This is a genomic window from Verrucomicrobiota bacterium (assembly GCA_039192515.1).
Classification (GTDB): Bacteria; Verrucomicrobiota; Verrucomicrobiia; order Methylacidiphilales; family JBCCWR01; genus JBCCWR01.
This window is the reverse complement of the sequence record JBCCXA010000005.1, coordinates 67,142-92,245: the sequence shown is the minus strand read 5'-3', so window position 1 is coordinate 92,245 and position 25,104 is coordinate 67,142. Positions and strand designations below refer to the sequence as shown.

General features: G+C 42.3%; 25 protein-coding genes. 12 read left to right on the top strand and 13 right to left on the bottom strand.

Going from position 1 to position 25,104, the window contains the following annotated elements; translation table 11 throughout:
• From AAGA18_04035 to AAGA18_04005, 7 genes are read left to right on the top strand one after another with little or no spacing between them, the layout of a single operon-like run.
• Positions 1-579 carry an NADH-quinone oxidoreductase subunit C gene (locus AAGA18_04035; protein ID MEM9444501.1) on the top strand — a complete coding sequence of 193 codons (579 nt, stop codon included), beginning with the start codon at positions 1-3 and terminating at the stop codon, positions 577-579.
• 22 nt (positions 580-601) lie between these two features.
• Positions 602-1,849: an NADH dehydrogenase (quinone) subunit D gene (nuoD, locus tag AAGA18_04030; protein ID MEM9444500.1), complete on the top strand. Its 1,248-nt coding sequence runs from the start codon at positions 602-604 to the stop codon at positions 1,847-1,849.
• Positions 1,850-1,858: 9 nt separating this feature from the next.
• Positions 1,859-2,143 carry a hypothetical protein gene (locus tag AAGA18_04025; protein MEM9444499.1) on the top strand — a complete coding sequence of 95 codons (285 nt, stop codon included), beginning with the start codon at positions 1,859-1,861 and terminating at the stop codon, positions 2,141-2,143.
• Complete coding sequence (locus tag AAGA18_04020; GenBank protein ID MEM9444498.1) at positions 2,140-2,655, top strand: NAD(P)H-dependent oxidoreductase subunit E; 516 nt, start codon at positions 2,140-2,142, stop codon at positions 2,653-2,655. Before AAGA18_04025 ends, AAGA18_04020 begins: the two co-directional genes overlap by 4 nt.
• A gap of 5 nt (positions 2,656-2,660) precedes the next feature.
• Positions 2,661-4,019, top strand: coding sequence for an NADH-quinone oxidoreductase subunit NuoF (gene nuoF / locus AAGA18_04015; protein ID MEM9444497.1), 1,359 nt, complete (start codon positions 2,661-2,663; stop codon positions 4,017-4,019).
• Positions 3,997-5,697, top strand: a complete 1,701-nt coding sequence (locus AAGA18_04010; GenBank protein ID MEM9444496.1) for a molybdopterin-dependent oxidoreductase — start codon at positions 3,997-3,999, stop codon at positions 5,695-5,697. Before nuoF ends, AAGA18_04010 begins: the two co-directional genes overlap by 23 nt.
• 8 nt (positions 5,698-5,705) lie before the next feature.
• Positions 5,706-6,923, top strand: a complete 1,218-nt coding sequence (locus AAGA18_04005; protein MEM9444495.1) for an NADH-quinone oxidoreductase subunit H — start codon at positions 5,706-5,708, stop codon at positions 6,921-6,923.
• Positions 6,924-6,926: 3 nt separating this feature from the next.
• On the opposite strand, the gene AAGA18_04000 is transcribed toward AAGA18_04005, so the two are convergent.
• On the bottom strand, positions 6,927-7,667 hold the full coding sequence (locus tag AAGA18_04000; GenBank protein MEM9444494.1) for an FHA domain-containing protein: 741 nt from the start codon (positions 7,665-7,667) through the stop codon (positions 6,927-6,929).
• 358 nt (positions 7,668-8,025) lie between these two features.
• Between AAGA18_04000 and AAGA18_03995 the strand changes: the two genes are divergently transcribed.
• Together AAGA18_03995 and AAGA18_03990 are read left to right on the top strand one after the other, a co-directional pair.
• A complete protein-coding gene (locus AAGA18_03995; protein ID MEM9444493.1) occupies positions 8,026-8,751 on the top strand; it encodes a metallophosphoesterase family protein in 726 nt (241 codons plus the stop codon).
• 115 nt (positions 8,752-8,866) lie between these two features.
• A complete protein-coding gene (locus tag AAGA18_03990) occupies positions 8,867-9,364 on the top strand; it encodes a DUF2062 domain-containing protein (protein ID MEM9444492.1) in 498 nt (165 codons plus the stop codon).
• Here the strand turns inward: AAGA18_03990 and AAGA18_03985 are convergent.
• The 3 genes from AAGA18_03985 to AAGA18_03975 form a co-directional block, all read right to left on the bottom strand.
• On the bottom strand, positions 9,323-10,666 hold the full coding sequence (locus AAGA18_03985; GenBank protein ID MEM9444491.1) for a glycosyltransferase family 87 protein: 1,344 nt from the start codon (positions 10,664-10,666) through the stop codon (positions 9,323-9,325). The genes AAGA18_03990 and AAGA18_03985 overlap by 42 nt on opposite strands.
• Positions 10,667-10,847: 181 nt before the next feature.
• Positions 10,848-11,093, bottom strand: a complete 246-nt coding sequence (locus AAGA18_03980; protein MEM9444490.1) for a hypothetical protein — start codon at positions 11,091-11,093, stop codon at positions 10,848-10,850.
• Between the two features lie 52 nt (positions 11,094-11,145).
• Positions 11,146-11,949: a flagellin gene (locus AAGA18_03975; protein ID MEM9444489.1), complete on the bottom strand. Its 804-nt coding sequence runs from the start codon at positions 11,947-11,949 to the stop codon at positions 11,146-11,148.
• Positions 11,950-12,618: 669 nt separating this feature from the next.
• Between AAGA18_03975 and AAGA18_03970 the strand changes: the two genes are divergently transcribed.
• On the top strand, positions 12,619-13,056 hold the full coding sequence (locus tag AAGA18_03970) for a hypothetical protein (GenBank protein ID MEM9444488.1): 438 nt from the start codon (positions 12,619-12,621) through the stop codon (positions 13,054-13,056).
• A gap of 62 nt (positions 13,057-13,118) precedes the next feature.
• Here the strand turns inward: AAGA18_03970 and AAGA18_03965 are convergent, their stop codons facing one another.
• The 9 genes from AAGA18_03965 to AAGA18_03925 all read right to left on the bottom strand — a co-directional run bounded on the left by AAGA18_03965 (position 13,119) and on the right by AAGA18_03925 (position 18,897).
• A complete protein-coding gene (locus AAGA18_03965; GenBank protein MEM9444487.1) occupies positions 13,119-13,652 on the bottom strand; it encodes an 8-oxo-dGTP diphosphatase in 534 nt (177 codons plus the stop codon).
• Positions 13,653-13,682: 30 nt separating this feature from the next.
• Positions 13,683-14,543, bottom strand: coding sequence for a DUF6576 domain-containing protein (locus AAGA18_03960; protein ID MEM9444486.1), 861 nt, complete (start codon positions 14,541-14,543; stop codon positions 13,683-13,685).
• Positions 14,544-14,642: 99 nt separating this feature from the next.
• Positions 14,643-15,035: a fluoride efflux transporter CrcB gene (crcB, locus tag AAGA18_03955; protein MEM9444485.1), complete on the bottom strand. Its 393-nt coding sequence runs from the start codon at positions 15,033-15,035 to the stop codon at positions 14,643-14,645.
• A 195-nt stretch (positions 15,036-15,230) separates the two neighbouring features.
• On the bottom strand, positions 15,231-15,392 hold the full coding sequence (locus AAGA18_03950) for a hypothetical protein (protein ID MEM9444484.1): 162 nt from the start codon (positions 15,390-15,392) through the stop codon (positions 15,231-15,233).
• A 135-nt stretch (positions 15,393-15,527) separates the two neighbouring features.
• Positions 15,528-15,701, bottom strand: a complete 174-nt coding sequence (locus AAGA18_03945) for a hypothetical protein (protein MEM9444483.1) — start codon at positions 15,699-15,701, stop codon at positions 15,528-15,530.
• Between the two features lie 124 nt (positions 15,702-15,825).
• On the bottom strand, positions 15,826-16,296 hold the full coding sequence (locus AAGA18_03940; GenBank protein MEM9444482.1) for a cyclic nucleotide-binding domain-containing protein: 471 nt from the start codon (positions 16,294-16,296) through the stop codon (positions 15,826-15,828).
• Between the two features lie 16 nt (positions 16,297-16,312).
• Positions 16,313-16,798, bottom strand: a complete 486-nt coding sequence (locus AAGA18_03935; protein ID MEM9444481.1) for a cyclic nucleotide-binding domain-containing protein — start codon at positions 16,796-16,798, stop codon at positions 16,313-16,315.
• Positions 16,795-18,153 (bottom strand): response regulator, encoded by a 1,359-nt coding sequence (locus tag AAGA18_03930; GenBank protein ID MEM9444480.1) that lies wholly within the window; start codon positions 18,151-18,153, stop codon positions 16,795-16,797. Before AAGA18_03930 ends, AAGA18_03935 begins: the two co-directional genes overlap by 4 nt.
• Positions 18,154-18,162: 9 nt before the next feature.
• The gene (locus AAGA18_03925) at positions 18,163-18,897 is read right to left on the bottom strand and encodes a DUF4388 domain-containing protein (GenBank protein ID MEM9444479.1); all 735 of its coding nucleotides are present in this window, start codon (positions 18,895-18,897) and stop codon (positions 18,163-18,165) included.
• Positions 18,898-19,038: 141 nt separating this feature from the next.
• Here AAGA18_03925 and AAGA18_03920 point away from each other — a divergent pair, with 141 nt between their 5' ends.
• Both AAGA18_03920 and AAGA18_03915 read left to right on the top strand, forming a co-directional pair.
• Positions 19,039-22,029, top strand: coding sequence for a PD-(D/E)XK nuclease family protein (locus AAGA18_03920; GenBank protein ID MEM9444478.1), 2,991 nt, complete (start codon positions 19,039-19,041; stop codon positions 22,027-22,029).
• Positions 22,019-25,093: a UvrD-helicase domain-containing protein gene (locus AAGA18_03915; GenBank protein MEM9444477.1), complete on the top strand. Its 3,075-nt coding sequence runs from the start codon at positions 22,019-22,021 to the stop codon at positions 25,091-25,093. Before AAGA18_03920 ends, AAGA18_03915 begins: the two co-directional genes overlap by 11 nt.
• Positions 25,094-25,104 lie beyond the last annotated feature (11 nt).

Sequence of the window (25,104 nt, the reverse complement as noted above, 5' to 3'; positions counted from 1 at the left end):
ATGAGCGATCTGAGTGAATTAACCAAGGCCATGAAGGAAAAATTCCCTCGGAAAATTAAAGTGCATCCGGAGTTTCGTGAAGAAATGAGTTGGACTGTCCCCAAAGACATTTTCTTAGAAGTCATGAAGACATTAAAAGCAGAAAGTGGCTTTGATATGCTGCTAGATATTTGCTCGATTGACAATTATGGTGAAGATCCTCGATTTGAAGTAGTCTATGAGCTTTGTTGTTTGGAGACTCAGCAACATTTGCGGGTGAAGGTGCCGATTAGTGAAGATGACGCAGTCCTGCCAACAGTCGTAGGCGAGTGGAAAACAGCTAATTGGCATGAACGCGAGGTCTATGACATGATGGGCATTAAGTTCCAAGGACATCCTGATTTGCGTCGCATTTTGATGTGGGATGGCTACCCATTTTTCCCGTTGCGCAAGGAGTTTCCTCTAGAAGGTAAGGAAACAGATATGCCTGATATTGCATTTAGTCGTCCGGCTCCGCTAGAAGGTGGGCCATTTGTAACTTCATCTGCGGATTTAACTAAAGATCGTGAGCCCAGGTCGAAAGCCCCAGATATCCAATAATCGGATTGTTTATAATAAGAAGATGCCCAGAGATGTTACAGAAATAGAAGTGCCAGATACAGCTACTACTGCTTCTCAGCAATTGGAGGATCAATCGGACCTGGCTGGCGATAAGTTAGTTCTCAATATGGGGCCGAGCCACCCAGCGACTCATGGAGTTTTGCGTATTGTGCTAGAGTTGGATGGCGAAATCATTACCAAGGCGATGCCTGATGTGGGGTATCTTCATCGGGGCGATGAAAAAATCGCTGAAAACATGACATGGACTCAGTTTATTCCTTATACAGACCGTTTGGATTATTTAGCTCCATTAGCCAACAATGTCGCTTATACGTGTGCAGTAGAGAAGTTGTTTGGCTATGAGCTGCCTGAGCGTGCCAAGGCTATTAGAGTAATCTGTTGTGAGTTAGCTAGAATTTCAGCGCATTGGTTGGGAATTGGTTGCTATGGAATGGATTGTGGTGCCATGACTGTCTTTCTCTACACCTTCACTGAAAGAGAAAAGGCTTACAATTTAATTGAAGCACTTACAGGTGCACGCTTCACCACCTCCTATACGAGGGTTGGAGGCTTATCCAGAGACTTGCCTGAGGGTTGGATTGATCAGTTAAAAGCCTTTGTTAAACAAATGCCGGATCGCATCGATGAAATCGATAACTTATTGACGAAGAACCGTATCTTCGTTGATAGGACTAGAGACATTGCCGTAATCTCTCGCGAGGATGCAATTAGCTATGGTTTAACAGGTCCAAATTTACGTGGTTCTGGGGTCGACTATGATTTACGTAAACACAAGCCTTACTTGGGTTATGAAAATTACGACTTTGAAGTTCCTTTGGGGTCTGTGGGTGATGCTTATGATCGCTACCTTGTTCGCATGGAAGAGGTGCGTCAGAGTGTGAGAATTTTAGAGCAGGCCATTAAGCATTTACCAGATGGCCCCATCTATGTGGAAGATCCTAAGAATATTCTTCCAGAAAAGGAAGAAGTTTTGACAAAGATGGAAGAGCTCATACAGCAGTTTATGATTGTTACTCAGGGGATGGATGCACCAGTGGGAGAAGTGTATTTTGGAGCAGAAAATCCCAAGGGTGAACTTGGCTTTTTCATAAGCAGTAAGGGCGGAGGTGTTCCGCACCGGCTCAAGATTCGCGCTCCGTCTTTCGTGAATCTGAGTATATTACCAACTTTGCTGCCAGGTAATACAGTGAGTGATGTCGTAGCGATTTTGGGAAGCCTTGATTTTGTGATGGGTGAGTGTGATCGTTAGAGATTAAATATGGGCAGAAGGAGATTAGGTGTAAGATCGTTATTTTTATGGCTGTTATGCACCCTATGCTTAGGGGCTTGTGGTTCTAAATTAACGAATGATAATTTTACTTTAATTTCTCATGGAATGACGGAAGCAGAAGTTAAGGATTTGATTGGTAAGCCAAATGAGGTGAAGACTAGTAAGGTTCTAGGATTGAGTGGGACGACTTATAAGTATGAATCAGGGGGATCGAGAGCGAGTATTACTTTTATAAATGGCAAAGTTGTGGATGCAAATGGAGAATTTAAATGATAGCACCTGCCAAGGACACTGAGAAGCATGAGCCAACCCCCGCCTTTACTAAAAAGGCAAATGAGCTTATCTCGCACTATCCCGTTTCAAAGAGAAGCGGAGTTTTGCCGCTCTTGCATTTGTGGCAAGAAACATTTGGGTATATCTCGGAAGAAGCGGTAGAGTGGATAGCGGGCAAACTAGAACTTCAGAAAATTCATGTTTTAGAAGTGGTAACATTTTATCCTATGTTTCGCGAACATGCCATAGGAACTTATCATATAAAAGTTTGTCGTACATTATCTTGTGAGTTAGGCGGTGCTTATGAGACGTTCAATAAGTTTGTAAAATCGATAGGTAAAACTAAAGGCGCAGATGATCATGGTGTGAGCAGTAAAGATGGCAAGTTTACGGTGGAGTTTGTGGAGTGTTTGGCGTCTTGTGGCGCAGCCCCAGTCGTGATGGTAAACGAAGATTTTTACGAGAATGTAACGCCAAACAAAGTTAAAGAGCTAGTGGCTAAGTATGAGTAAGGATTATGGCGGTTGAAGAGTATAGGTTAATTTTCAAGCACATCGATGTAGAGGGCTACACCAATGACATCAAATGCTACATCAAGCACGGAGGTTATGAGGTGCTCAAGAAAGCTCTGAAAATGAAGTGCCAGAAAATCCGAGATGAAGTAAAAGTTTCTCAACTAAGAGGGCGGGGCGGAGCAGGGTTTTCATGTGGGATGAAGTGGAGCTTTATCAATATTGAAAAAGCAGACAAGCCAATTTACTTGGTCTGTAATGCAGATGAATCTGAGCCCGGAACTTTCAAGGACCGGCAAATTATCTACAAAGATCCTCATCAACTTATCGAGGGTATGGCGATTTCCTGCTATGCGAATAAAGTAAACTTAGCCTATCTCTATATTAGAGGTGAATTTATTGAAGGGGCCAGGATTCTAGAGAAAGCAATTAAAGAGGCTCATGCTAAAGGATTTCTGGGAAGGAATATTCAAGGTTCGGGCTATGACTTAGAAATCTATGTCCACCGTGGGGCAGGTGCTTACATTTGCGGCGAGGAAACTGGTCTTATTGAATCATTAGAAGGTAAACGTCCATATCCCCGTATCAAACCTCCCTACTTCCCGGCAGTGTTGGGTTTATATATGTGCCCCACAATCGTGAACAACGTGGAAACTCTATGTCACGTCAAGCATGTGGTTGATATGGGTGGGGCTGAATACGCCAAAATCGGCAAGCCTAACAATACAGGCACAAGAATTCTATGTGTCAGTGGTGATGTAAAAAAGCCTGGCTATTATGAGTTTGCGGTCGGGGCTCTAACTATGGGCGAATTACTTTATGATATTTGTGGTGGCATTCGAAATGGCAATAAGCTCAAAGCAATTATCCCTGGGGGTTCTTCTGCAAAAGTGCTGAGAGCAGGGGATATTTATAAGTTAAAGTCTAAGAAAGCGGACGGCTCTTTTGAGGAAAGAGACATTGGGTTGGAGGATATTCCCTTAGACTTTGATTCATTGATGGCTGCTGGTTCCATGGCTGGTTCAGGTGGAGTGATTGTAATGGATAACACGCGTGATATGGTGGCATGCCTGGCTAATATTTCTGAATTCTACGCTCATGAGTCCTGTGGTCAGTGCACACCTTGTCGTGAAGGAGCTTTATGGATGAAAAAGATTATTCACCGTATGCATCATGGTCATGCAAGAGAGGAGGATACCGGATTGTTGAAGAATGTTGCAGATAATATTGCCGGTCGGACAATATGTGCTTTCGGGGAAGCTTGCTCCTGGCCAGTGCAAAGTTTTATTGATAAATTTGGAGACGAATTTGATGCAAAAGCTGTTGGTGTAGATAGCGCGAATGAAAGCACGGTTAGGAAATAAAATGGTGAAAAAGCATTCCATGAACCCTTTTAATCACGACATTCCTGCCAATAGGGAAGAGATGGTGAATATCCATTTTAATGGCGAATGGGTAGAAGTACCTAAGGGCCTTAATGTCGTGGAAGTGGCCAAGAGTTTCGGTGAATTCATACCGCACTACTGTTATCACCCGAAGTTAAGCATTTCTGGAAATTGTAGGATGTGCCTTTTTGAAATGGGAATGCCTAAAAGGGATCCAGAACGCAAGCCTATTATTGATAAAAATGGTAAGCCTGAGCTCATGTGGATTCCAAAACCTCAAATTGGTTGTGCTACCCCTGTAACAGAAGGTATGGGAGTGCGCACAGATTCCCCGTTAGCAAAGGAGTGCCGCAAAGCTATTATGGAGTTTCTTCTTATAAATCATCCGCTTGACTGCCCGATTTGTGATCAAGCAGGTGAATGTAAGCTCCAAGAATATTCGACAGAGTATGGATCGGGAGAAAGTCGTTTTGTTGAGGATAAAGTTAAAAAACCAAAGAATGTCGATTTAGGCGAGAGGATTGTCCTTGATGATGAGCGCTGCGTTCTCTGTACGCGTTGTGTCCGTTTCGCTAATGAAGTAGTAAATGATGACATTCTCGGAATTGTAAACCGTGGGAGCTATAATGCAATCGCGGCGCATGAAGGGCAACGTTTTGATAACCCTTACTCACTTAATACAGTTGACATTTGCCCGGTCGGGGCCTTGACCAGTAAAGACTTTCGTTTCAAGATGCGCGTTTGGTTTTTGAAGGAAACAAAGAGTGTTTGTAGCGGTTGTGGCACAGGCTGCAATATTACGGTAGGCTCACGACAGGATACTGTCTACAGATTTACACCTCGTTCTAACGATGCGGTGAATTCTCATTGGATGTGCGATAAAGGTCGGCTGGGTTTTCACTACCTGCAAGATGAGAAAAGAATTACTGAACCTCATATGGGTAAAGGTAAACTGCGATTCATCACCACTTGGGAACAAATTTATCTTGAAATTGGTAAACAAATTAAAAAATTCAAAGGAGAAGAAATAGCAATCATTGCCTCTGCTCGGATGACAAACGAGGAGCTTTTCCTGCTCAAAACATGGGCTGATGAACTTAGTGTTGTCTTTATGGATGTGATTTCTAGACCACAAGAGGGAGATAATTTTTTGAGGAGTCAAGATTGCAACTCTAATACACTAGGTGCAACGATGACGGGCGTCTCCAACAGAGGGAAAAACCTCAAAAAAATTCTAAAGGGCGTCAGGGATGGCAGTATTAAGTGTATGATTGCCTGGCAAGAAGATTTGACTGAGGCAGGTTTTGTAAGTCAAGATCTTGAAAAATTAGACTTCTTGATTACTGCTTCAATCCTCAAAAATACAACCTCAGATCTAGCTTCTTTTGTTTTGCCTGTTGCTGGCTTTGTGGAGAAGCGAGGAACTATGATCAATGTGCACTCAAGATTACAGCGCTTAAACAAGGCCGTGGCTGTTCCTGGCAAGGGAAAAGAAGATTGGGAGGTACTTTGTCGTTTGCGAGAGGTAACGGGTTGTGGTAATGGTGTTCATTCATTTGATGACCTATTCCAGTCTATGGTAAAAAATTTAAAACCACTCAAAGGCTTAAATTGGGGCAAGATTACTGATTTGGGTTTAGATATTAAAATTTATTAGCCCCGATCATGATAAGCGCTGGTTTAATAACAGTCATCCTTGTTTCCTTAGTTAAGTGTGCAGCAATCGTGGGTTTGGTCTTATTTATGGTGGCATACAGTGTAGTTGCTGAGAGACGCTTCAGTGCCATGATTCAAGATCGCATCGGTCCAAACAGAGTAGGGCCTTTAGGCTTGCTGCAACCAATCTGTGATGGCGTTAAGTTTCTTTTAAAAGAAGAGTATACTCCAGAGCATGTCAGAAAGCTCTACTTCACGATGGCACCTATTATCTCTATGGTGCCTGCTTTGCTAACTGTATCTATCGTTCCTTTCGGAGATGTCTTGAATCTACGTCCTTTTGTAGAATGGCTAGTAACAAACTCTTTTACACAGTGGCTGTTGGGCTTATTTTCTTGGTCTATCACCTTAAATGAGGAAGTTCTAGAGGCATTCGTCGTTCCTCTAACAATTGCTGATCTGAATGTAGGCGTGCTATTTTTCTTTGCCATAGTTTCAATAAGTGTTTACGGAATTGTTTTGGCTGGATGGGCCTCAAATTCTAAGTTTCCCTTTCTTGGTGGTATCCGGGCCTCTGCACAGATGATATCCTATGAATTAACGATGGGCTTATCCGTAGTCCCTGTATTCTTGGTTGTCAGTGAGTTAAACCTCGGTGAGATTATTTCCTTCCAACAAACGAATGGTTGGTTGGCTTTTCCTCTTATTAATTTATTGAATCCTGCTGACTTCTTCAATTTCTCAAATGTAAGCTTAAAATCCATCGTTTTATCGGTGCCTCTATTTATTACTTTTGTCTACTTCTTGATTTCTGCTTTTGCGGAAACAAATCGTTTGCCATTTGATCTAGCAGAGTGTGAGACTGAATTGGTGGGGGGATATCATACAGAGTATGCTTCTATGAAATTTGCTCTCTTTTTCTTAGGAGAATATGCGGCAATGATTGTTTCCTCATGCATCATGGTGACGCTGTTCTTCGGAGGTTGGTATTTCCCTGGAATGGAGACTTTGGGAGATGCATGGTGGGTTGGCTTACTCCAGGTCTTCGTGTTCATTGCCAAAATGGCTTGTTTTATGTTTATCTTTATCTGGGTGAGGTGGACACTACCCAGATTTCGTTATGATCAGTTGATGAATTTAGGGTGGAAAGTCTTTATTCCACTAGCCTTCCTAAATGTCTTCTTGACAGCTATATTAGTGGCTATTCCTGATTCGGTCTGGTCATAATTTTTATTTGGCACTGACTTCTGAGTCTTTTTCTTTAGCTTGGTAATTGGTGACTGGAATTCGGGTTGTCTTTGTGACCATCCTCGGAGCCTTGCTAGCCTTTAGTGTTTGAGAATTTGGGGTTTCAATTAATTTGCAGCGCACGTGGCCAAAGAAAATGTACTGGTTTCTTTCAAGTTTACATAGAGATATAGCTTCTTGCTCAATAAAAGTTCCATTGCTTGAGCCTATATCATGAACGACTAAACCATCTTGAAAGAGCGTTAAGAAAGCGTGTTTTCGAGAGACAGAGGGGTCCTCTAGGACGAGGTCGTTAGCAGAGGATCTACCTACACGAACCTGCTTTGTTTTAATGGGGTACTGAAAAGGCTTGTCCCCTTGCATAATTTCCAGAGCTAGGTCTATGTGATCATAAGGCTCATCTTCCACAAGTTCTGGGTGGTTATCTTCGCCAATCGTAACTGTCTCAGCGTATGAAATCATCACTACTACAGCTTCATATGAAAGTGCCATAGTTTGCTCTTTCGCCCCCATATTAAGAGTCCATTCAAAGCGCTCAGGGGATGGCCAGGTAAAAAATTGCAAGAAAGCAGGTAGTCCAGTGAGTTTGTTGACCTCCGAATGAACGACTAATCCTTCGATAAGATAAATAATACCTCGATTCCCCTTGCTCTCTACGATAAAGCAGCCCGAAAGCTTCCTTAAGCAGTATTTAAGAAGAATCTCTCCAAAGTCAGATTTCATTCTTTGATACAAAAGCATACTTTGACCTCTTCTGCAAATGTTGTGTGAAGTGTCTTTGAAGATTGAAGAAATGATCTATGAAAGTTCTGTAGAAAACGGCCTTATTTGGTCTTTTTATTTGTCTTGCGATGGATTCAAATTTACTCTCCGTTATTTAAGCCGAATGATGTAGTAGAGACTTAAAGATCTGTATAAGATCTTGGCCTCAAGAAACATAGAGTCTAGAGGTGTTGCCTTCGGATAAATGTCTGTCGACTCTCTTTTCCTTGTGGCGCAAGCTTATAGGCGGCTCGTTCAACTTCTATTGCATAATGCGAGTTTAAGTAGATACTTGAAAGGTCTAGGTTGAGGAGTTCATGTGAAATTTGGTGTCTTTAGTGATATTCATAGTAACTTTGAGGCATTAACTGCTGTACTTGATGACATGACTCGTATAGGAGTTACGCATCCAGTTTGTTTGGGTGACATCGTAGGCTATAATGCAAATCCTAAGGAGTGCCTCAAAGTCGTACGGGAGTTGGGCTGTCCCATTGTGAAGGGAAATCATGATGAGATGGTGTCAGCCACTAGCGAAGCCAAAAATTATAATGCTATGGCAGGAGAAGGGATTGCGTTCTCGAGAGAAGCTTTGAACGAAGAAGAAAAAAGTTTCTTGCGCAAAATTCCTATGAAACGGCGCGTACAGGGCTATACAATAGTGCATTCGTCATTAGATGATCCCGAAAATTGGAACTATATATCATCTGCACTAGAAGCTGGGAACAGTTTCATCTACCAGTTCACGCAGCTATGCTTTATTGGACACACGCATGTCGCGCAGATTTTTTTAAAAGAAGGTGATGTTCGTGAGCTTAACCACGACCGCCCAGTAGAACTAGCAAAGAGCTCAAGATATCTTGTAAATGTTGGGTCAGTTGGACAACCTCGCGATCACAATTGGAAGTCTAGTTATGTTGTCTTCGATATTAATAAAAATACGATTGAATTCCGGAGAGTTCCCTATGATCTAGAAAAAACACAGAAGAAAATTATCGATGCTGGTTTGCCACATGAGATTGCAGAACGGTTGCAGCATGCTGTCTAGGCCTTATATTCGGGTGGCCTGAGCTCCATATCACTATTAATAATTGAACCCGTTGCGACGATACTATGTTTAAGTTCTGGAGTTAGGCTCGAAATGACCTAAAAGAATATCAATTATGACTTTTCGTATTTGGCGATCATTGGCCAGAAATGGCATATCACGTAGGAAGTTAAGGAAAGGCTTCTTCTACAAGTGGTTTGGGGATTCCTTTTTAAGTAAGGAGCTTTGGCTTATGAGGCCTGATACCCTTGCTAAAGGATGGTTGATAGGGATTCTCCTTGCTACGTCGCCTTTTTATGGCATTCAATTCCCCTTAGCGGTTGCTTTGGCAGTTATTTTTCGCGCAAATATGCCTATAACCATTCTTGTCCAGTTGCTTACGAATCCCTTTGTAGCCCCCTTTTACTATTTGGGGGCTTTTCAGGTTGGTTCATATTTGCTGGGTTGTAATAGTATTGCGTTTGATTTGCATAACTGGCAGGAAATGTTGAGTCTTGGGTGGAAACCTCTCTTTCTAGGGTGCACGCTGATCGGTTTGACCTTGGGGAGTATTGGGTGTTTCTTGATCCATCTAATAGGTCGTTTTCAATATAGAAAGAAGTCGATGGCTTAGAGGCTTTTCACTGTAAATCATTTTTCTGCTTTTTTGAAATAATTGTTGCCAGGTGTAGGGCAAGGCTTTCCAGTCTAAGCAGATCAGATAGCTATATAAAAACCAGCAGGTAAGTATCGGCGAGGTGATATTCACAGAGGCTGTCTGCCCGGTAATAGAAAACATGCTAATTAGCACAATGGATGCAGCGATGAGGGACTTATCCAAAGCAGAAAAGTTGGGGCGACGTAATAAGCAAAACCAAAAGGGAACAGTTAGTAGAATTTCATAATGACCTACATAAGGTGAAACAAGCAGCCAACTTACCACACAGGCATATAGTGAGTAAGCTGGTTGCCAGGGTATTTTTGTGGGGGCAAGGCGGCAGAGCAAGCCAAGCAGTATTAGTGAGAAGAATGCGAGTGCGTGACAAAAAAGGTCGATGCCTATACGTGGAAGAGATGGAAAAGCCATTAGGAAGAAGCCATGCCAAGATTGATTGAGTCCATATCTTTGAAATTGAATGCCAGAGGACATATCTTCAAGGCTCGAAAACCAGAGGTAATGTGCCTCCAATCCACAGACTAAAATCCCCAGTCCAAGCCAGAGAAGATTACCGGTAACAAGAGCTAAGCTAAAGCGTAATGGAAAGGCGAATAAGCCAAATAAACAGAAGTAAGGCATGTATTGAGGTTTGTAAAAAGCACAAGAGAGGACTAGTCCAGCAATAATCGGCATGCCTTTATTTAAAAGCAATCCTGTGCAAACAATGATGAGAAGAGTCAAGGTGTTGTTTTGAAATAGTATTAAAGTGTAATAAAAGCTAGGGAATCCTAGTAATAGCAGGATAAGCATGTTGCGGTCACGGAGTTGCTTAATCTTCGAGTGTGTATAAATAAGGATCCCGCATGCTAACAGATAGAAGAATACAATGAGATTGAACCAGGAATTCAAAATAGTAGGCCACGAAAATACCAGTAGGCATGAGCTAATCTCTGCAAGTAAAGGTGCGTAGACGTAGTTGAAGGAATGGATATTGCTGGAAGGCTCCCGCCACGCATCCTTATGCCATTGGTTGAGCCATTCTCCTAAATGAAAGCCTTGATAAAGATCTTGAATCTTATTTTTAGACCAGAAGACCCCAGCAGCATAGTGTTGTTGGAGGTCACCTAGTTTTGGGTTTCCACTGGCGAAATGAATATCAGACCCTCCCCAGAAATTAAGGCAAACAAAGATAAAGTAAACACTCGTAGAAATGAGAATGGCCGTCTTGGCTAAAAGCTGGAGTGTCTTATTAGTGCTGAGTCCCTGAGAAGGAGGCATCTCTTTTGTTTAAACAGCTTAGCTTCCGTTGTCACTCTTGTTGTGGGGTCTGTCTAATGATAAAGACCTATCAGATTATCATTTTACCCTTGATGATGTTATAGAAGTTGAGCGAGGTGTCTAAAAAACTTGAGGTCAAGATCTTGTGCAGACCTTTTAGTCTCTATGGCACCATTCGGGTTTAACGCATTCCTGAAGGAAAGGTGATGCGAACTGTTTTTTTTGTCACACTTAATGGTCGTGTCTCTTTCCCGACCGCCACTTGGACGTGGTCGGAAACTAGGGACCAATTATTCTCTCCAACTTTACAACATGGTGTAAGGTCCGATATTTTATTGGTTAGAAGGAGCTGGACGATCTCTTTACGAATAACTGGCCCTAAGTCGCCTTTTTCAGTTCTTAATAGATACTTTTGCTCTTCCGACATAATGACTTATGAGCTATATCGGAAGATGAATTAAATGATTTATCAGTTTCTGTTATTTTAACAATCCTAAGACGCTAGCATTTGCAGCATTTGATTGACTTACCATAGCAACGCTTGCTCTTAGCAATATGCTATCTCGAGCAAAGTTAGTAGATTCTTCAGCAATATTTAGATCTTTGATTCTAGAATTTGCTGACTCCACATTGATCTTTTGGTTATCAATATTATTTGCATGGAATTGGAAACGAGAAATATCAGCATTCACTCTGGCACGTTCTGATGTTACCGTGCTTAGAGCATTATCTAATGTAGAGATAGCTCCCAAGGCACTTGCAGCATCATCAAGGCTAAGTGACTGGATACCAAGAGTTGTATTATTCAATTCCTGCGTCTGAATGGAGTCCGTGTCTCCTTGATCATTAATAGCTGTGGAGATTTCCCCATTTTGAAAAAGCGATGTGCCATTGAATGACGCATTCTGCAGCGTCTGTCCAATTTGATCACGAATAGCAGTGAATTCAGTGTTCAATGCTGTTCGTGCATCATCGCTTAAGGTTCCATCTGTTGCCCTCTGAGCAAGTTCACTTAGGCGAGTGAGCTGGCCCTGAGCAGTTCCCAAGAATCCGTCTGATGTTTGACTAAATGATATGATGTTACGCGCCCCATCATTTGATGCGGAGAGCCGTTGTATGGCAGCATCCAGTTTCCCACTTACGGCAACGCCAGCGGCGTCTGCTAAGGGGTTCGCTAATCTGCTGCCCGATGAGAGTCGTCTGATTGAATTATCTAGTGACTCATTATTGTTACGAACGAATAAAGAAGCGGTGCTTCCTGCATTTGATCCTATAATAGGCATAGCAATTCCTTTTGTTTATTTGCTCGAACAACAAGAATGCTTCGGGTGGGTGAATTGCTGCCAGTGAGCCCTGGGAAAAACCCCGTTCAGGTCATTGCGCCCAGTATAACCCAAACTTGCCGGGCCCACTGACTTGATTCGCCCTTCAAGGTAATATATCGGATTAAATGTTTAAATAATGAGTGTTCCTTGCTGCTTTTTTTGTAGGCTGGACAAGATAATAGGCATTAGAAAAGTTGAATAATTAACCTCTGTCAAATAAAAGAACAGGAATGAGATGCATAAAAGCTTGAGTCAAAAGGGAAAGAGAGTCGACGAAGACTTATTCAATGACATCGTCTAAGCGTAGATCTCATAGCCAATTCAGGTAGAGTGGAGACAAGTGTCTCGGTGGCGACACCTCTAGAGGATGCTATGCTTTTAGGGGCCAAGATCTGGTGCACTGCATCAAGTCCGAACGGCATCATCCCCATTTAACATGATCGAGTCTGCGATGAGGGGGATATCAGCATTCTCTCGAGAATCATCAAAATGCTCTTTCTTTTAAAGAAATAATATTTTTTTAAAAAAACACTAAAGTACTCATGATATATGACGAAGTACATACTTTACTGTTAACAACAATGTAATGATTGCTGGGAGGCTTCATTCGTATTTATGTGAGCGGCTGTGTATGCGTCTGGTAATACCAGCTTAGATGTAGGAGAAGTGATGGTTGAAGAAGAGCCTAAAGAGTATAGGAACACAAAACTAGATCAAAAATTGGAAAATATCTTAGAGAACATCAATTTTAAAGATTTTGGAGCCGCCTCAGAGGCCTTGAATGATCTTTCATTCGAAGAAAGAAGGCATCCATCAGTCATCAAGGTAAAGGTGGAGATGGCCCTAGAGCAGGATGAGATAGCACTAGCTGCGACGTTGTTGGACAACATCCCTAATACCTGTTATGAGGACCCAGAATGGCATTTTTTAGCGGCTCGCTGTCACGCAAGGATGAATTCCTTAGCGCGAGCCATAGATCATCTTAACCGAGCGGTAGAAAGCGATGTCAAATTTCAACAATTGTCTCGCGGTATACCGGAGTTTGGAGCTTTAGTTGCTGGGTAGAGTTACAGCCCCATCTGTCACATTTTTTGGTATTTTTGTGTGGCAGGTGGGGTTGGTTCTAATTAGCTAGAAATATCTAGAATCGATAAATGGTTATATAACATTTTATCCGAATCAAAAACGAAGTTGCCTTGAAACTTTTTGCCCTCCAATAGCGCAGGTAGCCAGTAGATATCATCGGCCCACATATTCTCATAGGGTATTTCTTGTATATTCTGCCAGAACGGTTTCGCCTCATCTGTCTCTTTCATTTCGCCCATGTATTCGCTTGCTAGAAATACATGGCAACGCAGCGAATAACCATCGATGAACTGAAAATTGAGAATGCCACGGCAATGGCAATTCATAGGAGTCAGCTGCACTTCCTCTTGCGTTTCTCGGATCGCTGCTTCGAGGGGAGATTCCTCAGGTTCGATTCGTCCTCCAGGTCCATTAACTTTGCCAGCTCCCAGTCCGCGCTTTTTTTCGATCAATAAAATTTTTTCAGGATCGGATGTAGGACGGATAAAGCAGAGAACACCTTCTTCTTTAGGCTGCCATTTCTCCCAATCGACGCTGATTTGATTCTCTATCTTGTGATTTGGTGCAGCACTCACGGGTGGTCTAGGTCTGGGGGATAAGGCACGTTACTTGCCCTTGTCTTTTTCAAAAAGCTTGGCCCTAGCTTTTTCGAGTGTCGCTTTTTCGGAATCTGAAAGGCTGTTGATTCCCTGTTGAGAGATTTTTTCAAGGATAGCGTCCACACTCTCTGAGTGTTTAATTTGCTGTTGTTTGTAAGCTCGCTCTCTTTCTTTGAACTTCTTGACCTCGCTTTTCTCTTTTTGGGAAGCGAGCCATTCTGAAACATTGAAGCCTCCTCTTACACCAGAGGCTTTGAGGCATAAGTAACAAGTGCCTACCGTTGTCCAGGTATAGAGAAGTTCTAACCATGCACCTTGGGCAAGATATGCCAGGCTGTAGATGCTCAAGAAGATGATGGCTATCCACTTTGCTGGTATGTTAAATAGCAGCATGGCGTTTGGATAGATAATGGCGAATCCTAAAAAGATAGAAAAGTGAATAGCTTTTGATCCCCATAGGTCATAAGGAACACCAGAGAATACAGATACCAGCACCATAATAAATGCTGGAACTATAATAAGTAGGGCGTAAAGCCAGCCGAAGTTTTTCGTGCTTATAAAGGCCTCTACTTCTCTACCAAACCACCAGAACATAAGCATCTCAATGGCAAACCATATATGCTCAGTAGATATATAATGAACAAAGGAATAGGTAAATGGGGTCCAGATAAAACCTTCAGACAAATTTATGATATTACAATGGAGTGCTCCAAGTAAAGATGTGTGATCGAATGCCAAAACTACTGTGCAAAGAAGCATTGAAATAATATGAATAGCAATGAGTAAAGTCGTCGCATCAAAGGCTATGTTCCCAAGGTAAAACAATGGTTGTCTAGATGAATAAGACTGAAAACCTCCGAATGGCATACTTACAGCATAGAGAAAAAGAAGAATCCCGCAAGACGCTCTTCTATAATCTCGGATGTATAAGCAGTAACTTTAATTATGAATAATCTGCTCATGGGTTTATATGATACGGTTGAGGTGATTGCCTAATAAATGGCCTAGATATACGCTAAATAGACATAAACAAACCGATAATATGACATTCAGGGAGGCATGCAGAAACTCGCCTAGATGGAACAGTTCAAGTGTTTGGTGACTAAAAGAAGAAAAAGTCGTAAATCCACCCAGAATTCCTAGCAAAAGAAACGAGCGCCAGTATGCTTCCATAGCCCATTTACCGTGGGCATTTGTCAGTTCTGCCGCCAGCCCAATGAGCAGACAACCTATGACGTTGACCATAACTGTTCCCCATGGCAGTGGATGGTCTAGCTTACTGTCTACCCAAGTAGATATCAAATACCTAAGTATTCCTCCTAGCGCGCTGCCCAGCGCTACTGCTAAAACTATCTTCACGAAAAAAATTTGTCGTAAAGTATAAGAAAAGCCAAGAGGTATTATTAGCCAGTGCCATGTTGTAAAAAGCTCTGTTGGGAAATCATATCGTCTTGGCTGATAATTGAGCTTACTTGGCACAAAAAACTCCTTCACACCGCGATAGTGCAGAAGGAGTTTCTAGATAGATTTGTGAGTAAAGAAAAGAATCGTTAACTACTCTTTCTCTTTGTCACCCTTTTTACCCTTACATCCTGATGGACACTCTTTCTTGTCATCTTTATCGGTTGAGCAACTTCCACAATGAGCATAAGCCCCATTAGGTGCTGATAAAGCAACTAGTGCCCCAAATACAATTGATAGTATTACTTTTTTCATCGACGTGTAATTTCACTCCTTTTTTATGTGCTAACTAAACGTTGAGCTTTATTATTTTGTTCTTCTAAGATCCGCTACTTTACTAGTCATTAGAGTCTTTAATGAAAAAGAATTTTGCAGAGATGAGAGGATAGCCTACTTCTTATCTTCTTTCTTCTTGCAACATTCTTTCTCGCCCTTTTTCTTGCAGCACTCCGCTTCTTTATCCTTCTTGTCAGAAGAACAACCTCCGCAGTGTGCGTATGTGTAAGTAGGAACTGAGAGTGCAACAAATATTCCAAATAATAATGCTAGGGCTAATTTTTTCATAGATTTAGAATCTACAGCTCTAGACTTATTTAGCAAATTATTAATATGGTGCACAAGTATTAGAGGATTTAATATGTGAATGCCTGATGCAAGTTTGGGCGCTCGTCATATCTAGCGAGTATAGTTAGCAAGCTCTCATTAGAAAGGATTTGTCCATGGTGGCTATTCTCTCAGTAAGATTGGTGCAAAGATTTTTCATGATTTGAGTATGTTGATCAGGCCATATTTGGTAGAGCTTATTTAGGCTGTTGCAGGTTATTGAATAGAGAATCGATGTTTCTGCAGCTACAACGGAAGCACTTCTGACAATAGGCTCTATAATGCACATTTCACCAAAACAAGCATTATGACCTAATGTAGAAAGGTGGACTTGGTTACTTTGACCATAGTCTTTGAAAACATCTACTTTGCCTCTTCCTATGATGTACAGTTCATCACCAGCCGTGCCTTCGCTAACAATACAGTCGTCTTTCTGGACGATAGTTTCTTTTGAGGCAATATAAAGAGTTAGAAGGGAGTCCTGAGAGAGTTTTTGAAAAAGTGGGATTTTTTGGAAAGTCATTAACGCTGGGTTGTTCTTAAAGAATGATTCCATCGACTCTGAAAAGTGATTACTGTGAGTGTGGTCCATGGGCTTGAGAGCTTAAACTCAATCTATCATTTAATGATCTTAGGGTGCGTGAATAAAAGCGGGCTAAGTTTGAAATAAGGATGGCAAACTGATCAGGGTAGCTTGCCTCAAATTCCTGAAGTAAATCATTCGATATAAAATAGACAAGTGTCTTATCCTCCAGTGCCTTGAAAGTAGCCCTTGTGATACTCTTCTGGAGCAGGCATTGTTCGCCAAAGAAATCGCCTTCTATAAGAGTGCATAGCACATCCCTACTCTCCTCTGATCCGCTAAGAACTTCTATGCTTCCAGAACAAACGATATGGATGCCATCGTTAGGTGCTTCAGATTCGATGCAAATATTGCCTGAGTCGAGTGAAATAATCTGAGCCTTATTAAAAAGGAAGTTTAATTTATCTTCTTCGAGCCAAGAAAATAGATATACTTTATTGGATAGAGCATCTAGTTTTACGGGCGCTGTCGTCATGGTTTAGTCGTAGCTATCGGCCAGTACTGGAAAATCTCCAAAGAGATATAACGGAAGAGGATAAGCTTTGCCTGGTCGATGCTCAGTTCAAGCTGCTGAGCAATCTCTCCCACGGTCTTCTGTGATTTGTCAACGAGCTGGGCGAACTTCACATCATCTTCGTTAAGTGGATATTTGTAAATAATATCAAAACCCAAAGGGGTATACCCTGGAATTCCCCGCTCATCAAGCAATATGGGAAGTTGGCTGAGGTCCCGTGTGCTAATGCTTCTGAGGCTCTCCATCGTCCATTCTTGCATGGTTAATGAAGATAAATTTGAGTTTGTGACAAAATCTGGAAATTGCAAGAGTGCTTGAAATTCAAACATGATATCGGTTGCAAGCCAGTTGCGAGAAAATAGATAGCTGCCAAATTGCAACGTGAGGTTGTTGGCTTTTTCTTGGGTAAGAATATTGTCCTTAAAGAGGCTAAGGAAAAATGGCTGGCCCAACTGGCTTTGTTGGTGAGTGGCAAGATTCAAGATCTCTTTTTGATCATCTGGAAAATTTAGGTTCGCCCCCTGTAAATAGTATGGAACGTTTCTAGTAGTATTAAAGAGGACCTGACCCTTGCTTACATAGAGCTCTTGAGCATCTTTCTGGAGAAATGTTCGAAGCACTCCTGTGAGTCTCTGGTCATGTATAGCCCTTAAGGCTTGGCTTAAAAGGAAATGTGAGGTGCGTCCGCGAAAAATAAGTGTGGGCGTCATAGCAGTTTTCAATGCTAATGGCTTTGTTTGTGGCGCTTTACTTTTCTTTGTGCTTGTTTCATTTTTAGGAGCTGACTCATTGTCTTGTGCTTCAAAATGATTGCTTAAATGGCTAGCGATCCTTTTGGTCTTTGCACCCTTTCTGCTTACTGGTTTCGTAATGCTACGCGGGGACCTCTGAGATTCTTTTTTAGTGAAGTCAGAGTGGCCGTTCTGTAAGTCACGAGAGCTAGTCCTTCGTAAAACAAAGTTGATTGTGGCATATAAGAGCTCTGGTGTAAATGGCTTGGCTAGAGTCCTCTTGATATTAGTGTATTTCGTTGCCGCTTGACGGGCCTCATTAATATTACTGCTAAGGAAAACTACCGGAATATCCTTAGTTGAGGCACCATCAAGCAGCTTTTGGCACACTTGGTCTCCATTGAAATCAGGAAGGACGTAGTCGAGCAATATAAGATCAGGTAATGCTTCTCGTGCCATAGAAAGCCCAGTATGCCCATTTTCAGCAGTGGATATTTCAAAATCCTTGCTCTGCTTTTGTAAACTACGAGAAATAAACAACCTGAGAGTATGGCTGTCATCAATCGTAAGAATACGTATGCTCATGGCTACAAATTAGGAGGAAACAGTCTTGTGGTCAAGTGAGGCTACTGCATCCTCGTCTATTCTATGAACGGTATCTAGTAATAAAGACTGCCAGTCTGAATGAAGTGTTCTCTTGTTGGAAATAGGCTCTGCAATTTCAGTGACTCTCCCGCCCTTCCAACGGACTATAGTAGTAAAGGCATCCATTCCGGTCGTATCTTCAACGACTGCATGTAAGATTTCACCTCGTTGAAAGTAGAGTTTTCCAGTTGCGCCCTCGGCTGACTGAAATTGAAGGACCTGAGTTGCTCGCGAGAAACATTTTAATTGGATAATGTCGACACTAGTTAGATTAGAAAGGGAAGCTTGGAATTGGCTATCGCAAGTATCCTTTTGATTTTCAGAATCTATTGATCGACGCAGTAATTTTGCTGCAGAGACTGGATTGAAGGGCTTTTCGAGTACTTTGAGAATGCCAAGGGATTGGATTTGATCTTGGTAGTCTTTTGTATCATTTCCTGTCATAAGAATAGCTAAAGAGTCCGGCTCAATTGTCTTAACATCGCAAAGAAAATCTATACCGTTTCCATCCTGTAAAAAAATATCGATGATAAAATAAGGAACTTCGTATTCTGAAATCAAAACTTGAGCCTCATCTACACCTCGAGCAGGTAGAATGGTGAATTCAGGGAATTCATCACGCATTGCCTGGGTGATTTGAGCAAGTAATACCTGGTGATCCTCGACAATTAGAATGGACGACATAATAAAATAAAAATGCTGCGGATTTAAGTATAGTTACATGATATCTCGAAAAAATACAAGAGGTCCTGATGGCAATGAAGATCAAACTGTGGAGTGTAAAATAGAGTCTGCTATTTAGCGAAAAGTGTGGAATCTTAATAGATGTCTGTGACGAATAAGCAAGATGAGTTGGACCTTGATTTAGAAGGAGAAAGTAATGATCAGCCCAATGAGAAGTGGATGATCATGGCTGAGACCTTTGAAGATGTTTGGAATTACAGACTAGAAGACTGGATTGTCAAACAAGCAAAAAACGCTTGGAAACAATCAAAGATCTCTCTTCTGCTGGTTCCTAATCGAAGTCTATTATACGAGATAAAACGCAGGTTGATCAGTAATGGGCTCGGCATGGTTGGGGTTTGTATATGGTCGCCCCAAGAATGCAAAAAATATCTTTGGGGTAAATTAGGTCTAAGTGATGATGTCCTAGACGCTGAAAGTTTAGGATTCATGTTAGGGCTAGAAAGTGAGTTAGAGGATAGTAATCTGGCCTATTCTTTGTCTGAAGATCCCTCCTTACTAGTTAAAGCGAGAAATGAAGTTGAAGGGGCAGGGCATTCCTTCGTGGACCATGTAGGGCTAGAGCTTTCGAGAATTTTAAATCAAGTTAAAACGAGATATCAGTCTTTGGAGCTTAAATCCCCTATGGAAGTAGAGAATGAGATTCTAAAAAAAATTCGAGATAGAAAAATGCCTCAGATCTTTCAATCGGTATGCGTAGTCGGGTTTGGTAGCGAGTCTTGGAAATGGAGAGGATTATTGCTGGCCGCTTATGTTGGCTCGGCAACATTTGCTATGGCCGTATACGCGCCTCGGTGGAAAGGTGAAGAGTCGGATCAGATCTGGATAAACTCTTGGGAACATATCACGCATTCAAGCTTTGAAGTTGCTTATTCGAGGAATTCTCAAATAGACAAACCCTTCGAGAGGCTAGCGCTGGCAATAGAGTCTGGAGGGAACGCTGAGAAGCCTGATTTACCAGAAGGTTCGGTGAGCTTTGCGCTTGCTGAAAACGTCTATGAGGAGGCACGAATAGCATTTAGGCAAGTGGTTGCTTTCTTGGCAGAGGGTGCTGAAAGAGTCGGCGTCTTAGTGCCTGGTCCAGGTGTTTTAAGCCGTGAAGTAGCAAGAAGGCTTGAGCAAAGTGGAATTGCACATTACGATGCCTTAGGACACTTCAGGCCAGGCCCATATGAGGCAGATTCATTTAAGCTCTGGTTAGATTTTCAAGAGCATCAGACTATTTCTAGTTTTCTGCTTTTTATTAATAGCTACCCCAAGGCTTTAGCTGGATGTCCGTTCTCCATGACAGAGGTGGGTTATGCTCTTAAACAAAGCTTTCATGAGACTCTGAGCGAGCATTACCTAGTTGCTTTAAGTTGGTTGGAACGCCTAGGTTCGCCAAAAGCTAAGCAGGTTGGAGCTTGGCTAAAGAAAATTGGGCTTCTGGAATCTTTCGCTAGGGCTGTTGATTTTCATGTTCAATTGAAGGAGTTGTTTGAGCTTTTGGGTTGGACTGTTTTATTGGGGGCAATTGAGAAGCGTGTTGGTATTATCAATAGAATTGATCAAAAAGTAAGTCGTTCACTCTATGTGAAATGGTTGAGAGAAATAGCGAACTCAATGATGCGTGTTCGTGGCGATCATGGGAATGAATTCCTAGGTAGAGTTGAGGTACTTCCATATAATCGTGCCGAGGGTGTTTCCTGGACACATCTGGTATTAAGTGGTCTTTCGGAAGATGGTTGGCCTCGGCTTGAAAGCCCGGAGGGATTTCTTGGGGATGCTTTGATTAAGAAATTGAATCGAACTGCTTTAAGGCAGAATGAGGAACTCTCTTTTGTCGATTTAAGAAAACATGGACTACTTTTGAGGTCGGAAGAAAAGCTGTGGCTCGAGCAGAAGCAAGTGCTTAATGTGCTAGAGAGTGTTACTAGCAAGTTGGCTATTACCTCATCTGAGCAAGGCCTAGAACCATCTGGCAATGCAGTGGCCAGAGGTGATTTCTATAATCTAATTTATCATGTTCTGCATGGAGCGGATCTTAAAAAGCAAAAAAGCGTTATAAATTTGGCCAATGAGAGCAGACCTTTTCCTTGTAATGGTAAAAGACAATATGAAGATATACGTAAGGCCTATCTAGCGAGGAGGACCAAGGGAGTATTTGGTGAGTATGAGTTTGCCTTAATAAGTAGGCCTATGCCTTTAGTTATTTGGAATGCCAGTGATTGGGAACTTCTCAACAGTTCATCGGCTGAGCTTTGGCTTAAGAAATATCTAAGAGTTATACCCAAGGATTCATGGTTTTCAGAAAAAGTCATGCAGAAAGCTTTAGGAGTCTGGGTTCATAAGTGGCTTGGCCAGGCTTTATTAGAGGTATTTCAGAATGGCAAAGGACTAGATGACACTCATAGAGTAGGACTTTTGCATGAGGCTCTGGATGAGCGAATGAAAAAAACTCGAGGCACTCTCTGGGAAGTTTATCAATCTGTAGACAAGCATGTGCCGGAATGGGTTGATAGTGTGGTAAGAAGAGGGAGATCGATTGCTGGTGATATTGGTCTTAAGCTGAATGATTTCGGCGATGGTTGGAAGGTAGAGGTAGAGAAGAAACTTGTAGAGGGGTCGAAGCTTCAGTTTGGCTCAGGTGAGATGGATGTTTCTGGCAGGCTAGATCTACTCTTGACTCATCAAGCCTCTAGAGAATGGTGGGTGATTGATTTTAAAACGGGTGATCCTGATCTACTAAGCGCCGCAAGTCTGAAAAAGGGTAAGGGTCTTCAGGTAGCAATTTACGTGAAAGCACTCAAAGAGTCACTAGGCGAAAACGGTTTTGGTAATCTCCTGTCTGCACGTTCTGCTTTGAAAGAAAAACTGTTAAGAGCCAACGAAGATGCTGAATGGAATTCAGTGCTCGAGGGGCTAAATAAAATTCAATCTCATGGAGTGATAGGCTGGTCAGGTAGCTTATTTAACCAATATTCTTTTAGTGGTGTCTACCCGTTAGCAACTTTGCCAGTCGATGGGAAGCTCTTGATAGAAAAGTGGATGAAGACACATAAAGGTTTGGAGGCTTTTTTTCATGCTCATTGATCAAGACGCCAGAGACTTCTTTGCCGAAGAGGTTCAAAAGAATTTTTCTGTTATTGCTCCTGCTGGCGTAGGTAAGACATACGCTATTACACAGCGTATACTTCAACTTGCTAAAACGCAGGATCAGAGTTCAGAAGCGTTACTTTCATCTTTGGTAGTAGTGACCTACACGAATAAAGCAGCTTTGGAGATTCAGCAGCGGGCCCGTGAAGCTATTATTAGCACAAGGCTGTCTTCTAGGACGATGAGGTGTTTTAACCAAGCGTTTTTTGGGACGATTCATGGCTTCTGTGTTAAGCTGCTTAAGCAGTTTGGCTTTCAAGTTGGGTTGCCTGCCACTTTTGAGGTGGTGCAAAATGATGAAAAACTTTGGCACGAATTTTTACAGAAGGGACTTTCTTGCGAGGCTGTCTTAAATGGACAAGATGTATCCAATGCTTTGCGATTAGTTGGTCTGGACGAGATATTGCCTCTAGCTAGGTATGTGCAGGTTGGAGATAGCAATCCGCCAGAAGCGTTGAACTTTGATGGGCTTCGAGGTTTGGAAGCACTAGTTGAGAATGGTCCTGGCGCAAAGAATGTCATAAAAAGCAAGGCACTGGCCAAAAGCTGGTATGTTAAATGGAAGCAGCATGATGGTTATGTAGGGCTTCCTGCTCCATACGGTACCAGCAAGAAATTGCTAGAGGAGTGGAATGACGCTTTTGGGGGACTGTCAAAGCAGGCCGGACTAATTTTGCTGCCGGTTGTGTGGCAGCTTTCGGAGCAGTATCAACAATTCCGAGTGCGAAAAGGGGCTTTAAAATATGAAGACCAGATAGCTCTAGCTAAACGGCTGTTGAGGAAGCCTTTTGTAAGAGCAAAAGTTCGTGAAATGGAGTGTCGAGTAATCCTAGATGAGGCTCAGGATACAGATCCGCAACAGTTTGATCTGTTACTTGAGCTTGCTAGGGATGAACAAGGGCAGTTTCGCCAAGGTAGTTTTGTCATGGTAGGAGACCCTCAGCAATCAATTTATAGCAGTAGAGCTAACCTAGAAATTTATAAGCGCGCTCATAAGTTAGTGTGCCGGGCAGGTGAGTCGGTGACATTTGAAGTGACATTCCGCTGTGATGAGAAGGTTGTGAAGTTTGTGAACGCTTGTTTTCCATCTCTCTTAAATGGTGATTTAGGGCAAGCTGCCTTTGTTCCACTTAGAGAAAGACCTGATCCGTTCCCGGGGCAAGTGGTTAGATGGGCTTTCCCGATGGATCAAATTCAAGCCCAGAAATTGAATCAAGAGCGGTGCAGATTTCTAGAAGCTCAATGGCTGGCAAAGCAATTGGTTGTATCAGGGCTAGAAAAATTACAGGCGAGTTCATGGAGTCAGGTAGCTATTTTATGTCCGAGAAGAGCTTGGCTTGAACCTGTTGCCCAAGCGCTACAGGCCGAGGGATTGAAAGTGGACTTGCATTCCGCCAGTCGCGTTCGAGGAGATAGTCCTGTAATGGCTTGGTTTTTGGGGCTTTTTGTGAGTTTGGTTTATCCTTGGCGCACGTATGAGGTGGTTGGTGTGTTACGTGAGCTTTTTGGATTGTCGGACCAGGTTTTGTACGAATTCAAAAGCCAGCGGGGAGAGTTTAATTATACAGTGAAGCAAGTTAAGATTAAGGGTAAAGCAAGCAAGGTTGCTGATGCATTAAAGAATCTAAAAAATTTGAAAGAATCTAGCACCAATCTGCCTTTAGGCGAGGCAGTGCGGTTTGCCGTAGACCAAATAGATCTTTTAGGCAGGTTAAATGCTGCTGCTGCTGTCGAGAAAATCCTAGAAGAGCAAGAGCTTGTTTTTGAAGGTGTGGATATTGAAGGTGAGCTAAATGTTCTCCTTATGCAGGCAGATGCTGCAGAGGAAAGGGGTGTTTATTTAGGTCAATGGGTGGAGGAATTAGAGTCAGGCTTTAGAATGGAAGTCAAGGAGGAGCCTAGGATAAGAGATGACGCAATCCAGTTGATTACTTCCCAGAAAGCTAAAGGGTTGCAGTGGGACGCTGTGGTTGTTCCTTTCATAAGTGCGAATATTGAGGTGAAATCTGAAGCCTACCCGAGAGTGATGAGAAATCCGGCTGATGGAATGAGTGAGTTAGTTCTACATCCCAATCAGATGCGTAATGATTTCAAAGCAGCTCTTCTAAATGCAAGAACTCAGGAGTTATCTAGGATTGCCTACGTAACCATGACTCGGGCTAAACATACGCTTTTATTGATTGATGATGAGGCATTGTTTGAACAAACAAGGAAGAGGGGGCAGAACTCTTTTCACCGAGTGATGCAATTAGATCAATTAGAGGTCTGGGAAAAATTGAGTAAAGAACTTGTAGAGGACAAGTCGTTAGAATTGCAGGAATTGCAAAATCCTCATGGTAAGGTGGAGGAAGTGGGATGGGAGAAGCAAGTTGATCAGGCAAGGAAAATTTCTTGGTCCATTTGTAAAAGAATGCTGCCTCATGAATTAACTCATTCAGATAATCCTAAAGTGGAAAAACATTTTGATGATTACGAAGTGGAGTGGCCAATTCCCGCTGAAGACAATCCGGGTATTCAGTACGGTACGTGGTGGCACCAGTTTGTTGAGAGGATACAGTGGAAGGAAGATCAAGCTTCGTGGCTTTTACTCTTTGATCAAATGAAGACTCAGACGGGTATGGTCAAGCGTGCTGAGTATGAGTTTGATTTATTAAGGAAATCTGAGATAGCAGAGATTTTGTCCTCACAAGAGTGGGTGATTCATCACGAGCTGCCTTTTTGGGATTTGGTTGTAATTGATAATGAACAGAGGTGTGTAGATGGCGTGATTGATTTAGCCGCCTATAATCTAAAACAAAAGCAGTGGATAGTAGTTGATTGGAAAACAGATCGAGTCAAGGATGTGGTGAGTCTCGTCGAACTCTATGGAGGTCAAGTTGCTGCTTATGTTCAGGCTCTAGAGAATCTCACGAAAGTTCCTGCTAGGGGTTATCTCTATTCTACTGTGTTTGGGGAGTGGTTGAAAATAAATGCTCAAAGCGTAAATCAGGTTGTCTCATAAAAAAGCAGTAT